This window comes from Bacillus cereus group sp. BfR-BA-01379 (genome assembly GCF_022663605.1).
In the GTDB taxonomy this organism is placed as follows: Bacteria; Bacillota; Bacilli; order Bacillales; family Bacillaceae_G; genus Bacillus_A; species Bacillus_A mobilis.
In genome coordinates this window covers 90421-107066 of the sequence record NZ_JAKUFT010000006.1, presented here as the reverse complement: position 1 = coordinate 107066, position 16646 = coordinate 90421, and the positions used below count along the sequence as shown (strand labels likewise).

The window sequence follows — 16646 nt, the reverse complement described above, 5'->3', positions numbered from 1 at the left end:
GTACACCACTACTATATTTCAACGCTTGATCCGCACCAGCATAGTTTCTCCACTCTAAGTAATAGTTATGTTTCTTCTTATCAAAACCGTTTGATACAACGAAACCATTTAATTTTAATTTTGCTTCGCCTTCCGCATCATCAGAGAACACCACATTTCCATCTACTGTTAATGTAGCGTTATCAAGCGTAAAACCGTTCGGTGCTAAACCACCATCTGTAATGTACTCGAATGCTAGTTTTATTTTTTGACCTTTAAATTTGCTTAAGTCATATGACTTATCTACCCATTTACCATCCGTTGTATCTAGACCATTTTTCACATTCTTTTCACCAATGCGATCCACTAACGTTTTCTTACCATCTTCTGTCACTGCATGTACTTCAAGGAAGTCATACTCCGTTTCAATTTCATACAATGTTTTGTAATCAAATTTCACCTGTGTTGCATTTGTTAAATCAAACACTGGCGTTTCTAATGTTGTATGAAGATTATCGCCTTTTGTACTATAATAATATTTCTTACCGAATGCAGGCTGAATACCTTTTACATCTTTATCAGGTAAGTTAACGCGAATCAAGCCAGGACGAGCTGATTTCGTTACACTTTGATCTAAGTACGTCGCCAAACCGATACCGCGATTTAATTTATCATAGTCAACCTCTACAATATTTGCCCAGTTCCCGCCCATGTTCTTTTGAAAATACTCTTTGTTTTGCGGAGAGAAACTCGGTGGCGTTGTACCTGCAATTTTACCAGCCCAACTGCCGCCGCTCATAACTGACCAAGAGTTAATCGGCTCACCTGCTCCTGAGTACTTCGTATCATATTCATCTGGAAGGCCTAAATCATGACCGAATTCATGTGCGAATACACCAACCGCTCCGTCTTCTGGCTCAATTGTGTAGTCGTATGCTGCCATTTTACCGCCCCAGTTATCAACCTTTGCTGTTGTTCCTTCAATTGGATATGGTGTTCCAAGGTTCCAGCGATGTGACCAAATTGCGTCATCACCTAGTCTACCGCCGCCTCCATCTTGTCCAACTCCCGCGTGAATAACCATTAAATGATCAATCAGACCATCGGGTTCATTTTTATTGCCATCACCATTATTGTCATATTGATCGTATTGGTCAAATTCAGATAAATCGATTCCACTTTCTACAGCTGCATGTAATGCCTCTTTTACAAAATCACGTGGTCCTTTTGGTCCTTTATTATCATGACCACCATCTCCTGCATCTGCGCCATACTCCGCCGCATTACCTGGTACTGTCAGCCACTTTGTTACTGTTCCATCGACTGTATAACTACCACCAGATTGCTCTTCATAATATTGTTTAAATGTTGGGACCTTTGATCCATCAAAGAGTGTAAACGGCTCATTACCAAATAACATTTTTTGATAATGTTCTGGATTAAAATCATTTGAATACATATAACCTGGTACTTGATCAATATTGTTATGTTTAAAATCAGCAAACTCTACTAACAATACTAGAACTTTATCTTTACGAACATCACCATTATATTGTTTTTGCTTCGCTGAAGTAGTTGGAACTTTTCCGTTTAATCCCCCTTTAACCGGCGCTTCACCTACCACTGGACCAGCAGTAGGTTGATCAACTTTTTCTTTCGCATCTGCTTTGGCATCTTTAACTTTTTTCAAAAAGTCAAAAGCTTCTCTTGAGACACTATCCCCTGCCGCTGGTTCTTTTCCAGCATTTTCACCTTTTTTCTTCTCTACGTATTTTTCAACAGCTTTTAATGTTTCTTCTTTCGACGTAGATTCACTAATTACACCGCGTTTCTTGAGCGCATCTGCTAAACGATCCTCTTGAATTAAATTTTCATCAATTGGACTTACAGTTCCTGTATGAGACGGCGTTGCCGCATAAACAGATTGACTACTAAATCCAAATGCGCAACTAAGCACAGCTGTCGCCGCAAGCGTAGACAGCACCTTAAAAGGTTTTTTCTTCATCCCTATTCCTCCCCAATATTAAATACGTTATAACGTTTATATAATAATGAAAATTCAGATAACTTTCAATATGTTGTCTGAATTTGTAATATTTTTGAAAATATTCTTTCGTTCGAATTGGTATACATTCTGATTCATCAATATTCCAGGTGGTAATAGCTGGCTAAAAAAATAAAGAGATCAATCACTATAATTAGTGACTGATCTCTTTATTTATCTAAAGCGCAACTCGCAACTACAACAATTCAATATACCCTTCTGTTCCATGTACCCGAATTCGTTGCCCATCTTTTATTAGTTTCGTAGCATTCTCCACACCGACAACTGCTGGTAATCCATATTCACGTGCAATTACTGCCCCGTGCGTCATAAGTCCACCAACTTCGGTAACTAACCCTTTTATAGACACAAATAACGGTGTCCAGCCCGGGTCAGTAAAAGCAGTAACTAATATATCTCCCTCTTCTAAATTCGCATCTTCCATGTTTAAAATAACGCGCGCTCTTCCTTCTATAATTCCGGATGAAACAGGCAAACCTACAATCGCATCAGCCGGGATGTTTTCTCGTTTATATTTTCCTGTAATGATTTCTCCATCAGATGTCATTATACGAGGAGGCGTTAGTTTTTCATATAATTTGTAATCATTTTTTTGTTTTTGGATAAACTCGTAATCTAGTTTATTCGTGCGAACAACTTCGTGAAGTTCTTCAAAAGTTAAATAGTATATATCATCGACCTCACGAATGACACCGCTCTGCACGAGTTGCTCAGCTTCTTTCAATAATGCCTGCTTATATATGAAATAACGATTAATCATGCCGTATTTTGGATATTCACGATAACCGATACAATTACGGACGTTGAGAATCATTCGCTTCGTTTCTTCTACTTTTTGTTTACCATCCGGCAAATGTTGTAATCGATCTACTAACTCTTCTTCTTTTTTCAAAGCTTCTTGCAGTCCTTCTTCAAACTTCCGCTTACTCGCGCCAACTTCAAAATCTCTTATATTATTTAAAATCATCGGGATAATAGTAGTTGGCTTTTCACTCCAGCGCGTTTTCGTAATGTCAATTTCTCCGCTGCATCTCATTCCGTATTTATCTAGAAAAGCAGAGATGGCATTTCGAGCTTTTTCTCCGCCTTCAAACTGAACTAATTCATCTAAAAAGCTATCATCTTCTACATGTTGTAAATACGCAATAACTTCTGGATACGGCCGAATCACATCAGCAACATCCATTAATGCTAAACCCATTTCAGACGTAATATTATTTTGTACAGACTGAGAAAGCGTATCTGCTGCATTCTTTTCGCCTAGCCATTGCTCCATCTTTTCATTGATCCATGTTGAAGCATTCATACCAGCCATAATGACAGCTATACTTTGCGGATTAAATAATACTTTCTTTAATTGCTGGATGTCTTCCAAAATGAAATCAAGTACATCCTTCCCTGATTTCATTTGCATGTTTCGTATTAACTTTTCGATTGATGCTTCACTATTCTTTATTAAATTCGCAACGATTGCTGGATCATTTTCGATTTCTGGTTGCGAATTTGCAGGTGGCACACTTTTGCCAGCACTCTTCCCTTTTTCATCCTCTGGTAACAATGTAATAAAGTCATCTCGCTCAACTACAGTCGTTAATGCATCTTGTATGAGCGGATCAGATTTCCCTAAAGTGTTTATTAAGAAATCTCTGCTAGCAGGTGAAGCTAATCTTTGTGTAGCATCCACAAACAGCCTTCCCCCCGCTTTACGCATAGGAGCATTAGTCGTTAACAGGAAAAAAGATAACCCAAGCGGTTTCATCGCATCGGTCATCATTTGTTGATGGCCAACTGATATATACACATGATTTCCCCCATCATTTTCTTCAGGAATTGGATATAAAGTCGTAATGGGGCGACTTTGGACAATATAAAATGTATTATGGGCTAAACACCATTCAATATCTTGCGGACAACCAAAACAAGCTTCAATCTGTCTTCCGATACTTGCTAGTTGTAAAATTTGTTGTTCAGACAATGTTTGAAGTTTTTGTTGAGCCGGATCAATCTGTTTCGTCTCTGTTCCGCCCTCTTTTAAAGCATAAATAGCTATTTTTTTAGTCGCTATCATCGTTTCGGTAATTTCGCCTTCTTTTACTTTATAATTATCGGCAGAGACCAATCCGGATACTAATGCCTCACCAAGTCCAAAACTGGCATCGATTGATAACACCTTTCGGTTAGAAGTAATCGGATCAGCCGTAAATAAAATGCCCGAAGCCTCAGGAAAAACCATTTTTTGAACGACAACACATATAGAAACTTGATTATGTTCAAAACCATTTTGCATGCGGTACGTAACTGCTCGCTCTGTAAATAAAGATGCCCAGCACTTTCTTACATGCTGTAAAATCGCTTCTTCTCCGATAATATTTAAATACGTATCTTGTTGACCAGCAAACGAAGCATACGGTAAATCTTCAGCCGTAGCACTAGAGCGCACGGCATACGCATGTTCATTTCCAAAACGTGAGAGATAATGAGTTACCCCTTCCACTACATCAGAAGGGATTTCTACCGCCATAATAACTTCTCTAATCTTCTTACTCGTTTCACCAATTTGAGCTCGCTCTTCCATTTTTAACTTTGTTAGCTGCTGCAACAAAGTTTGAAGCTCTTCATTTTGCTCGATAGCCTTTTCATATCCTATCGTTGTAACACAAAAACCTTCAGGTACTTGTATCCCTTGAATGTTTGTTAACTCCCCTAAATTCAAACCTTTTCCACCGACGAGCGAAAGCTGCGTTTTTTCTATTTCCTGAAAATCGAGAACGAAAGAACTCATGTAACATCTCTCCTTACTATGCATGTGTTCTTGATTGTAGCAGGAGTAAATACGAATAAACAGTCTATTTCGAACTTGATTTACATGATATAATTAAGTTAGGAAGAGATTAAAAAATGCCCCAGTTGCTTCATTCTGCAACTGGGGCTTCTTATTTTCGCTCAATTTTAAATTATAATTTGCTCACAACTCACTTCAATGTATTTCTGTTTATCCCTTTTATTATAGAAACGTCATTCATTATCACATACAATTCTTACCTCAACAAATGGTAAATAACCCGAAATATGCTTTATTTTATCCTCCTGTGAGCCTTTTCACAGGAGTTTTTATACATACATATATTATTTATAATGAATCAGTTCTCCTATTTTTCAAAAGCATGTTCTGTGTCATAATAACGCTTTTTAGAATTTATATACACCTTCTAATTTTTCTAAAAAAGGATGATTGTATTGGAAATGAAAAAGCTTCAAGGAATGTATGATGATGTTATTAGTTTAGGGGAAAATTGTTATACTGCTATTCATCTAAAAAAATATAGATTGCGGAAATATTCAGGTCCTCTAGATTGGTTTGAATCACCGGATCTTTCTTCTATCAATGAATTATTGAAAAATAACTTTATAGACTTTATGGATTTAAAAAACATGCACGCAATGCCGGATCAAAATGTTGTGTTTAATGATGGTGTGATACAACCTGTTTTTTCTCATATTATAAAAGACACAAAATATAACGTAACATCTTATCATGATTTCCCTGTTATTCCAAATGAAGATTGGTTCACCACATACCATGATTTTAAACAAAAATTAGATCGAAGAATTGATAACCTTTACAAAATAATTCATAATTCACAGTCCATTTTATTTGTTAGATGGGGCGGAAACTTGATTGAAGCGCTAGAATTACAAACAGTTTTATCAAATATTGTTAAAAATAATTTTAAGATCCTTTTACTCTATCCAACAGGACTTGAAAATGAAATAAACGAATTAGAATGGGGGCTTGATCATGTTCTTCCCATTCAAGTTTCAAGTAATTATCTAAATAAAAGAACTTGGTATATCCTCTTAAAAGATATACACCTAAACTCAAAATAATAAGTAGCTAAATACTATGCAGCTTAAATAATGCTCAGTGGGGCTATCGCTTTTCACACGCTTAAGGAAAAAATTCATTTCGGTACATTCGTTAAAAATAAGATTATTAACCTTTCTCTAAGAACATACAAATGCATAACATTCCATATTTCCCCACCAAAACGATTGGTAGATGAACAAATCGTTCTAGGCAATAAGCTTAAAGATGAGCCTGTTGTCTAGAGACATACTTTAATCAACCTCTATTACATCAACAAACTTTAATATCCTTTGATTATGAAAAGCATCCGTACAAGTAATCGTCTTATTTAATGGATTTATATCAGCTACTGTTATGTAATTTTTATATAGATAGCCATTTTTATAATATGTAAGTAAAACCTCTTCTTCACCTAAATATGAAATTAACAGCTTATTTTCAATCCTTTCTTTTGCATCTTGCGTTAAGATTGGACTCGGGATTTTTGTTTGCTCTTGTATCATTTCTTTAATACAGACGAACTGCTCTGGCATACTAGCAAACGGTTGCCACTTGACCATTCCTCTTCTTTTTGGCATATTAGCATTCTTCACGATTTGTGCCCTCCTAATAATGTGTTTCTATATCTTGTTGTTGCGACGCTTGTGTAGGAAATTCCACGTAGAATACTGTTCTTACCAAATCGTGTTCGAATTTCGTCCATAACCCTCGTTAATCTCATTTCTTTTTCTCTTTGAATAATGTTATCGAAAAGCGAAATTTGCTCTTCTCCTTCATGTATTAAATTTGTTAAGGAAAGACTGATCGATCGAATCGGCTCTCCTGTATGCTTCTCGTGTAAAAAATAGCTACAAACGTTGTAAATGTCCATCGTTAAATTCGTTGCTCTATTTAACGTATGTGCTTTTTTTATTCTTCCTCCGTATTCCTTTCCAACTGAAAAATGAATCGTTTGTGCATATTTCTTTTCTCTTCTCAATCTGTAACAAACTTCTTCTACATGCTCTAGTAAAATAACGATGAACTCTTCTATTGAATAATCACGAAATAATATTTGGCTTTTCGCTATAGATGTTGTCGCTGGAACATATTTCTCTGCTATTCTGCTGAAATCAATCCCGTTACTATGCAAGTGTAATTCTTCTCCTATTACACCAAATGATTGTTTTAAATACTTCAACGGGTATTGTGCTAAATCCCCAATCGTATGTATACCTTTTCGATTTAATTTCATTTCCGTTTTATACGATATACCCCAAAATTTACTGAGTGGTCTAATACTCCATAACTTCTCGGGTATATCGTCATACGTCCACTGCGCTATTCCATCGTTATTCTTTTTCGCTTCCACATCCATCGCTACTTTACTCAATAATAAATTTGGTCCAATACCAATCGTACTTTCAATCCGTGTACGTTCATATATTTCTCGCTTGAATTTTAATGCAAACTCGCTCGGATTACTCGCAAACAAATGAATACTTGCGGTCATATCCATAAAAAACTCATCAATACTATATTGATGGAAGTCTTCCGGTGCAACATACTGTAAAGCTAAACCTGTTATGTAAGTTGAACACTTCATATACGTATGCATAATTGGATTCACAATAATAATATCTGGCCGCTTCGGTATTTCGTACAACCGTGCCATCTTCTTTATTCCTAACGCTTTTAATGGCGGTGTTGCTGCTAATATGATCGACCCACTACGATTTACATCTCCTACGACAGCCAATTTTGTATATCGTGGATCGAGTCCTTTTTTAATACATGACACGCTTGCATAAAAGCTACGAAGATCTACACATAAAATAATCCGATTCGGTAAAAGAGAATAATCATACAAGGTTATCACCCCCAAAGAAACGTTTGTTCTTATTGTATACGAACTAACGTTCTTTTTAAAGGTATTTTCATGAAAATTTTGGTTAAAATAACCGTTATTAAAACCTTATTAAGAAAAACTTAAAGAATTTCCCTCTATATTCATAAGAACTGTTTTCTATACTTAAAATGTAAATAGATACAAGAAGAAACAACTAGATTCTTCGTGAATAGGTGCAGTATTTTAGAACCCGTTTTTTTAGTATTCAAACTAAATCCTGTATTTAAATAGATATTTTCATAGTAGCAATATACTTATATAAGAAAGACTTATTTCGAAAAAGAGTACTAATTAGCAGTGCTTGTTTATAGAAAATAAATTATTATTGGTTATTTTCTCAACGTTGTTTTTCTAGTTTTATCATTCAAATTTAGACACATATTTATCTAGCCTACATAAACTAAAAGCGTATAATTGCATACTTTATAAATTTATTAACTCGGATACATGAATCATCTTCAATGAAATTCTGAATATCCAAGTAATATCGCGTGTATTTCTTTGAAAATAAACATCGGATACATTAAAATCACAGCCTGTTTTTTGAATGTTGAAGGAAGATTGTTTATCCCGCATTAACGGGCAGTAAAACCCCCACCTCAAAATTTAGCGGAAGCAAAGAAGTTAGGTGGGGGATCAACTGCCCGTAAAAGCCCGATTGGTTCAACTAATAATCAGTGGGGGATGAACAAAACCCCCACTGATTAAAGTTTCACTTTATCTGTATCTCCTCAATCGAATCTCTAATTACATAATTTTGTACAAGAAAGGAATTGAATTTATGCAAAATTTTAATTTCCTTTGTGAACAATTTGCTACAATACTTAAAGGGAAAGGTAAAAGAACTCAAGGTGGTTGTTCGATGTCTTTTCACCGCGATTTTAGGGTGCTTGTTCAAGGAAAACCGAGTACTTCTGTAGTGCCTGTCGGAGTAAGTTTTGAATCGTTAGATCCAAATGGTAATGCATTAAATTTAGGCGAAATCGCTATTCTACAAGAAGAAATTCCTGCATTTATGAAATCCATTGTACAACAAGGAATTATTGTAAGTGCTTTACATAATCACTGGCTGTACATGGATCCCTTAATTATGTATATTCATATCCAATCGGTAGAGCCTCCATTACATTTTGCACAAAAGTTAGCCCATTCTTTTTTGACCTTAAGTAGCTATCCTATTGCGAATAATGAGGCGCAATGATTGGTGTTTTGGATATATTTACACATTACATTTGCCATATGTGGGAACATAATAAAATTATTTCACTTTGTGTCCGAAAAAAACTCCATGTACGTTCAAGATATCAGCTTTTGTTTACTTCATTGTTTTCTGCACTCTGCATCTAGACGGTATACCCATTGGCCACAGTAAGACTTTATTTCAAACCCACAAAAAATAGATTACCCCCACACGAAAAAGTATAGTGCGCAGGTAATCTATTTGTTTTTGAGATTAATAAAAAACTAATTTATTTTTTGAATTCTTCCATCAATAACAGACTGAATTGGTTCTTTTGATTTTTTTATATAATCTACTAATGCTTCAAAATCAGTTGGTCCTGTTTCAGCATCTTTACCGTTTTTAAAGGATACAAATCCATCTCCACCTGAAGCTAGAAATGCGTTCGCAACTACGCTGTAAGTTTGAGAAGGAATAATTTCTTCTCCATCTGTTAAGCGAATACTTGTTACTTTTTCTCCATTAGGCTTGTTCGCATCCCAAGTGTATTGGATCCCTGAAATTTGAAGCATTCTTGTTATGTCTTTTTGCCATTGTTGATTTAAAATATCACGAATGTCTTGGCCTGTTAAATTTACTTTTATTAATTGATTTCCGAATGGTTGAATACCATATATCTCTCCCCATGTAATATCACCAGCATCTAAGTCATTACGAATACCACCAGGATTCATAAGTGCAATTTGAGATTGCATTGTTGCGCGCTGAGCATCAGCAACTAAATTTCCAAGAGTAGATTCACCAGCCGTATTTAGTTTGCGATCTAGCGGAGCAATAGACTTACCTACAACTTCATTAACAAGAGGTGCGATTTTTGCTTGATATTTCTCCATCTTCTTCTTTATTTTTTTATCAGGCTCCATGCCTTCATGGTAAGTTGTAACAATTTCTGCTTTTTTCTCAACAATATCTTGTGTCTTACGATCAATCTTTACATCAACATCAGCAAAAGCCATACCATAAGAATTTGCTTGTACGACAAGTTTATTATTAACAGTTCCATTTACATAAGTGTGGCTATGCCCACCAAAAATAACATCAACTTCTGGATCAGTCTCATTTGCTAATCGGACGATATCACCATTTGTTACACCGTTCCCATCTGTTGTACCCCCGTTATGCGCAAGAACAACGATAGATTTAACGCCTAGTTTTTTTAATTGCTTTACGGATTTGTTAATAGCTTCAACTTCATCTGTAATTTCTACATTCTTTAGCATAGTAGGCATAACAAGGTTAGGAACATCCGTTGTTACGACTCCGATAAATCCAACAGGAACTCCTTGTACCTTTTTTATCGTGAATGGTGGTAAAAATAAACGACCGGTGGATTTATTATAGAAATTTGCGGCAACATATGGGAATTTTGCTCCTTTAAAATTCCCTGTTTTCTCATGGTATCCACCATAAATAAGGCGGTTCATTTCCGCAACACCTTCATCAAATTCATGATTTCCTATAGTCCCAACATCGAATTTCAAATCATTTAGAAATTCAATCGTAGGTTCGTCTTGTAATAATGCTGAAACAGGAGTACTTGCTCCAACAACATCGCCAGCATGTACCTTTAATGTATTTGGATTTTGTTTTTCACGATCACGTAAATAAGCCCCTAAGTACTCAATTCCTCCTGCATCTTTATTGTTAATTTTTTTTACAGTGTCTAGTTGGCCATGAAAATCGTTAATACCGAGCATTTGTACATCTATGTAGCGGTTTGGTTCTGTACTTGCTTGGATTGAAGGCGCAGCAAATAGACTAGTAAAAGTAACTGTACTTAATGCTAAAGCAACTGGAATGATTTTTTTCAACATAAAATTTCTCTCCCCTAATTAAAATCTGACATAATACAATGTTATTTTAATATATTAAGAGAATTATTTCTATAAAAATTCGACTAATTATAAAAATTAATAATGTTTTATTTTTTTCTGACAAAAAATCTTTGTTTTGAGGGTAATTCAAATTATTTTCTTTATATTAATATAATAATAAACAAATACATCTAAGAGACCTAAAAAATCTAAACCTTACATTTTAGCTATTAAGAAGAATATTCAATTCGAAACTAATGGAGATTTATCAACCTAACATCTCAATATCACTATTTAAAAAGATGCTCCTGGATTTATCCAAGAGCATCTTTTATAAAGCTTTATTTTAACTTGTTTATACTGATCAATTAACAATTATATAGTTGTAATCAGTCCTTTAAAAATGATAGGAGCGCTTCATTAAATTCTTTGGCATGCGTTGCATTTAGTCCATGTGGACCACCTTTTATTAACGTTACTTTAGAATTAGGAATTGCTTCGTGTGTTAATTTCCCACTATATTCAAATGGTACAGTTGCATCTGAATCACCATGAATAACAAGGGTAGGTATATTAATCTTGGCTAAATCGCCTCTGAAGTCTGTTTTGCTGAAAGCAGCGATACAATCTAGCGTTCCTTTAGGTGATGCACCCGCAGCTATATCCCTATTGTAAAGTCGAAATGGTTCACTAACTAAGTCAGTTCGATCTCCAGCAGCAAAAAATCCTTTCGTAAACTCATCAAGGAATGCTAGGCGATCATTTTTTACTCCATTTTCAAATCCTTGAATTGCTACATTATCTAATACACCCTCAGGATGATCTGCTGACTTATAAAGGAATGGTGGTACAGCTCCTGCAAATACAGCCTTCTCTATTCTATTGGTTCCATATTTCCCAATATACCGGGCTACCTCGCCTCCACCCATAGAAAAACCAACGAGTGTGACATTTTGAAGCTCTAACTGTTCTAATAGTTGGTGTAAATCAGAAGTAAAGGTATCATATTCATACCCTTCCCACGGCTGAGATGATTTTCCAAAACCTCGACGATCATATGTTATAACTCTGTATCCAGCCTCAACAAGAGCGGGAACTTGGTATTCCCAAGATCGACCGCTTAACGGCCAACCATGAATGAGTACAATCGGTTTCCCTATACCATGATCCTCATAATATATCTCAATTGGTGCTTGATTTTCGGTTCCTACAGTAATTTTTGCCATTCTCCTACCTCCTTTAATATGTATCCTTTTCTTTAATACTCCCGATGAATCTCATAACCTATTTATGCCCATTTATATTGTGAACTCTGTGCATGAAACTCTATTGTTCCAATGGTTTCATTTTCTGTTTATGGAACCATTCCCCATCTCCTACCTTTTTCATCATGAAGTATTCGCTGAAAATTCCTCCAATTCAATTCTAATAACAAAAATAGGTGACTATCAATATCGTTCTATCTATAGAATGTATAGGTAAAATCAATCCATTTTATAGTGAAAACAACTATAGTTACGACCTATACAAATTATAGATAATTTAGAATTGATTAACCAATTGGTTTTCAAATACTATAAATTTGTATAGCGCTTCATGTTCCGCGAATGCTGCTATATCTCATATGAACGGTCAGTTTAGTTACAAACTAATCGTAACAAACGAAGAAATTTAGGATGATATTCTACTGTTTAAAATTTCTTCGATTACTTAATTTTTAGGAGGAATACATAATGACTGATCTCTATTCTCGTATTAACAAAGATGATGCTGTCGTTCTTTTAGTAGACCATCAAACTGGTCTTATGTCCGGACTAGTACGTGACTATGGTGTTGATGAATTCAAAAACAATGTTTTAGCTCTTGCCCACACTGCTAAGTTTTTTGATTTACCAGTTATTTTAACAACTAGCTTTGAAAACGGACCTAATGGACCTTTAATGCAAGAATTGGTTGATCTCTTTCCTCACGCACAAAAAATAGCTCGACCTGGACAAATTAACGCATGGGATAATGATGATTTTGTAAAAGCAATCGAAGAAACTGGAAAAAAACAACTTATCATCGCGGGCGTAGTTACGGACGTTTGTGTTGCTTTCCCGGCACTTTCTGCTATAAAAGCTGGATATGAAGTATTTGCTGTTACTGATGCTTCAGGAACTTTCAGCAAACAAGTTGCAGATGCTGCCAATACGCGTATGGCACATAATGGCGTACAACTTATGAATTGGTTTAGCATAGCTTGCGAATTACAACGCGATTGGCGCAACGATGTCGAAGGTTTTGGCAATTTACTTGCTAGTAATCTTCCAGGTTATCAAAATATAATTGGAAGCTATTTAGGAGCTCAGCGCGATCTTAGTAAACAAAATGCATAAATGTATTCCAAAGAAATAGCTTTAAATTACTTTTTTAAAGTAGATAGTATAGATTTAGTGCTGATTAAATCAGCACTAAATTTTAAATTAAAAAATATAGCAAAGCTTTTATTTTTATGATTACAGCTTAAATTAAATTTTTGAAAATAATAAAAAAAGGAGCGTTTTATTATGAGTAATTTAGAATTATTAAATCCGGAGAACAGTGCCTTAATTTTGATTGATTTTCAACCTCAAATGACTTTTGGAGTTGCAAGTATTGATAGACAAACATTGATTAATAACGTTATGTTGCTTGCTAAATCTGCAAAAACTTTTAACGTACCTACTATTCTTACTACAGTTGAGACACGCAGCTTTTCTGGTTATTTTTGGCCACAAATTCTTGACATATTCCCAAACCATGAAATTATAGAACGCAGTTCAATGAACTCTTGGGAAGATCCAAAATTTGTTGAAGCAGTTAAAGCAACAGGTAGAAAGAAATTAATATTTGCAGCACTTTGGACTGAAGTTTGCCTTGCATTCCCTGTGCTTGAAGCAATTAAAGCTGGCTATGAGGTGTATGCAGTTGATGATGCTTCAGGTGGTACTAGTTTGACAGCACATAACGCTGCTATGCGTCGTGTAGAACAAGCTGGTGCAATTCCAGTGACAGCAATTCAAGTTTTACTTGAATACCAACGTGACTGGGCACACAAAGACACTTATGATGCTGTAATGGAGATTGTAAAGGAACACACTGGTGCTTATGGTCAAGGTGTAGAATACGCATATACTATGGTGCATGGCGCGCTTCCAAGCAGGAAAATATGAAACACGAAGGAGTAGCTGTCGAAGAGACTCATACAAGGAACACGATGGATGCTGCCGATCCAGTAACAACGATTGTTACATGGAAAATTCAACAAGGTAAAGAAAAACAGTTTGAAACATGGAGACATGAAATCGAAGCTGCCGCTACTAAATTCCCAGGGCATTTAGGTGTAAATCTAATAGTCCCAAATAACGAATCCAGAGAGTATACTGTTATTTTTCGCTTTGATACGTATGAGCATCTACGTGCTTGGCAAGAATCAGATGTTCGCCGAGATTTGTTAAAAAAGGCAGAACAATTTAAAGTTACTAATCCAAGTTACAAAACTGAAAGTAGTTTGGCTTATTGGTTTGTTACTCCGAAAACGCCAATTCCACCGCCAAAATGGAAAATGTCTATCGTTACCCTTCTGGGTGTATGGCCTCTTAGCATGTTAGTTCCTAAATTGATAGGACCTATCATAAAACATATGAATCCTATTATGTCCGCTTTTTTTGTTTCTGTATGTATAGTGTCCTTGCTATCATGGCTAGTTATGCCGATTTTCGGTAAATTATTTCATCCATGGTTACAAAATAATAGGAAGTAGACGAGGTGTGAATATGAATTTGCCGGATATGATCTTATATAACGGAAAAATTACTACCCTTGATCCCTCTCAACCTGAGGTATCTGCTATCGCCATAACTGATGGGTTAATAACTGCAGTAGGTGGAGATGAGCTTCTTAATAGTGCCACAGAAAAAACAAAAAAAATAGACCTTAAAAGAAAGAGAGCTATTCCAGGTCTGAATGACTCTCATATACACGTTATTCGTGGCGGTCTTCATTATAATATGGAATTACGATGGGAAGGCGTGCCTTCACTTGCCATAGCTCTCGAAATGCTCAAAGAACAGGCAAGGCGTACACCTGCTCCTCAGTGGGTAAGAGTAGTTGGAGGTTGGTCTGAATTTCAATTTAAAGAGAGACGGTTGCCGACTTTGGAAGAGATTAATGCTGTTTCTGAAGACACACCTGTCTTTGTGCTACATCTTTACGATAGAGCACTTGTAAATCGTGCTGGGCTGCGTGCACTGGGATACACAAAAGATACCCCAGACCCTCCAGGCTGCTTAATTGAGCGAGATAAACGAGGTAATCCAACAGGCCTTTTAATTGCGAATCCTAACGCTTCTATTCTTTATTCAAGTTTGGGTAAAGCACCAATACTTAATTTTGACGACCAGATTAATTCAACTCGCCATTTTATGCGCGAATTAAATAGATTAGGTATTACAAGTGCTATTGACGCAGGTGGCGGATTCCAAAATTACCCTGATGACTACAAAGTTGTTGAGCATTTAGCCGAGAAGGAACAATTAACTTTGCGTATTGCTTATAATCTATTTACACAAAATCCTAATCATGAATATGAAGACTTTGCTTCATGGGCCAAAATTGTTTCTCCAGGTCAAGGAACTGATAAGTATAAAATGAATGGTGCCGGAGAAATGTTAGTGTTCTCGGCAGCCGATTTCGAAAAATTTCAAATGCCACGGCCTGAACTAGCTACGATGATGGAAGCTGACTTAAAGAGAGTAATTTCTCTATTGGTGGAAAACCGTTGGCCATTCCGTTTACATGCAACTTATGACGAGTCAATCACACGATTCTTAAATGTATTTGAGGAAGTCAACAAAGAAATTCCTTTTAATGGTCTACGATGGTGGTTTGACCATGCAGAAACAATCTCAGACCGTAGTATGGAACGTGTTAAGGCTTTAAATGGCGGTATTGCCATCCAAGACCGCATGGCTTTTCAAGGTGAATACTTTGTTGATTTATACGGAAAGGAAGCTGCAAAGCATACTCCGCCAATTTATCGTATGTTAGACCTAGGTATACCTGTTGGCGCTGGTAGTGATGCAACTAGGGTTTCCAGCTATAACCCTTGGGTCGCTCTTTACTGGATGGTTGCCGGAAAAACCATTGGTGGACTTTCGATATACGATGAAAAAAATAAACTTGATAGAAAAGTAGCCCTGGAATTATATTCAAAAGGAAGTGCGTGGTTCTCTGGTGATGAAGGTAAAAAAGGAACCCTTGCAGTAGGTCAGTTTGCTGATCTTGCTGTATTGTCTGCTGACTACTTTACTGTACCAGAAGAAGAAATCAAGAACCTTGAATCATTACTCACCATTATGGGTGGGCAGGTTGTTTATGGAAATGATGAATTTAAAAATTTATCACCTGAATTGCCGCCAGCATCACCTGATTGGTCACCGACAGGAGTTTATGGTTATGGGGGTGCTAACCTAGCCCACACTATACTTTCTCATGACAGCCATGATCACAAGTTACATAGTTGCAGTAACCCTCTCCATCAACACACTCATACCGTAATAGGAAAAGATGGAACTAAATGGGGTATTGGTTGTACTTGCTTTGCTTTCTAAGTCAAAACCACCGGTATAATGCCGGTGGTTTTCTTTGTGCAATAAGGATACTTAGAAAGAAATAGCAGTATATCCCTAATGGAATCTATTACTATGCGATAAGACCGAAGAGTTAATTGATTAACTTGACTTGTTTTTCACAGCCTTCTCTCCTTGCAA

The 16646-nt window shown here is 36.1% G+C and carries 12 protein-coding genes; 6 read left to right on the top strand and 6 right to left on the bottom strand.

What is annotated here, in order from left to right:
* Positions 1–1984, bottom strand: a 1984-nt coding sequence (locus MR113_RS04195) for an immune inhibitor A domain-containing protein (protein ID WP_242251412.1), incomplete at its 3' end; no start/stop codon positions are given.
* 235 nt (positions 1985–2219) lie between these two features.
* On the bottom strand, positions 2220–4826 hold the full coding sequence (gene ppsA, locus MR113_RS04190) for a phosphoenolpyruvate synthase (protein WP_242251409.1): 2607 nt from the start codon (positions 4824–4826) through the stop codon (positions 2220–2222).
* Between the two features lie 446 nt (positions 4827–5272).
* Between ppsA and MR113_RS04185 the strand changes: the two genes are divergently transcribed.
* Positions 5273–5932: a DUF1796 family putative cysteine peptidase gene (locus MR113_RS04185; RefSeq protein WP_097843675.1), complete on the top strand. Its 660-nt coding sequence runs from the start codon at positions 5273–5275 to the stop codon at positions 5930–5932.
* A gap of 231 nt (positions 5933–6163) precedes the next feature.
* On the opposite strand, the gene MR113_RS04180 is transcribed toward MR113_RS04185, so the two are convergent.
* Positions 6164–6505 carry a YolD-like family protein gene (locus MR113_RS04180; RefSeq protein WP_242251407.1) on the bottom strand — a complete coding sequence of 114 codons (342 nt, stop codon included), beginning with the start codon at positions 6503–6505 and terminating at the stop codon, positions 6164–6166.
* Positions 6502–7761, bottom strand: coding sequence for a Y-family DNA polymerase (locus MR113_RS04175; RefSeq protein WP_242251405.1), 1260 nt, complete (start codon positions 7759–7761; stop codon positions 6502–6504). The genes MR113_RS04180 and MR113_RS04175 overlap by 4 nt, the downstream gene beginning before the upstream one ends.
* A gap of 820 nt (positions 7762–8581) precedes the next feature.
* On the opposite strand from MR113_RS04175, the gene MR113_RS04170 reads away from it, so the two are divergent.
* Entirely contained in the window at positions 8582–9001 is a 420-nt protein-coding gene (locus MR113_RS04170; protein WP_242251403.1) for a DUF1259 domain-containing protein, read from the top strand.
* Positions 9002–9264: 263 nt separating this feature from the next.
* Here the strand turns inward: MR113_RS04170 and MR113_RS04165 are convergent, their stop codons facing one another.
* Positions 9265–10854 carry a bifunctional metallophosphatase/5'-nucleotidase gene (locus tag MR113_RS04165; protein ID WP_242251401.1) on the bottom strand — a complete coding sequence of 530 codons (1590 nt, stop codon included), beginning with the start codon at positions 10852–10854 and terminating at the stop codon, positions 9265–9267.
* 389 nt (positions 10855–11243) lie between these two features.
* Positions 11244–12080: an alpha/beta fold hydrolase gene (locus MR113_RS04160; protein ID WP_242251390.1), complete on the bottom strand. Its 837-nt coding sequence runs from the start codon at positions 12078–12080 to the stop codon at positions 11244–11246.
* Positions 12081–12587: 507 nt separating this feature from the next.
* On the opposite strand from MR113_RS04160, the gene ycaC reads away from it, so the two are divergent.
* The 4 genes from ycaC (at position 12588) to MR113_RS04140 (ending at position 16487) form a co-directional block, all read left to right on the top strand.
* Positions 12588–13232: an isochorismate family cysteine hydrolase YcaC gene (gene ycaC, locus MR113_RS04155; RefSeq protein WP_242251388.1), complete on the top strand. Its 645-nt coding sequence runs from the start codon at positions 12588–12590 to the stop codon at positions 13230–13232.
* A gap of 171 nt (positions 13233–13403) precedes the next feature.
* Complete coding sequence (locus tag MR113_RS04150; RefSeq protein WP_000067162.1) at positions 13404–14048, top strand: hydrolase; 645 nt, start codon at positions 13404–13406, stop codon at positions 14046–14048.
* A complete protein-coding gene (locus MR113_RS04145) occupies positions 14045–14638 on the top strand; it encodes an antibiotic biosynthesis monooxygenase (RefSeq protein ID WP_242251386.1) in 594 nt (197 codons plus the stop codon). Before MR113_RS04150 ends, MR113_RS04145 begins: the two co-directional genes overlap by 4 nt.
* A 13-nt stretch (positions 14639–14651) precedes the next feature.
* Entirely contained in the window at positions 14652–16487 is a 1836-nt protein-coding gene (locus MR113_RS04140) for an amidohydrolase (RefSeq protein ID WP_242251385.1), read from the top strand.
* Positions 16488–16646: the final 159 nt, after the last annotated feature.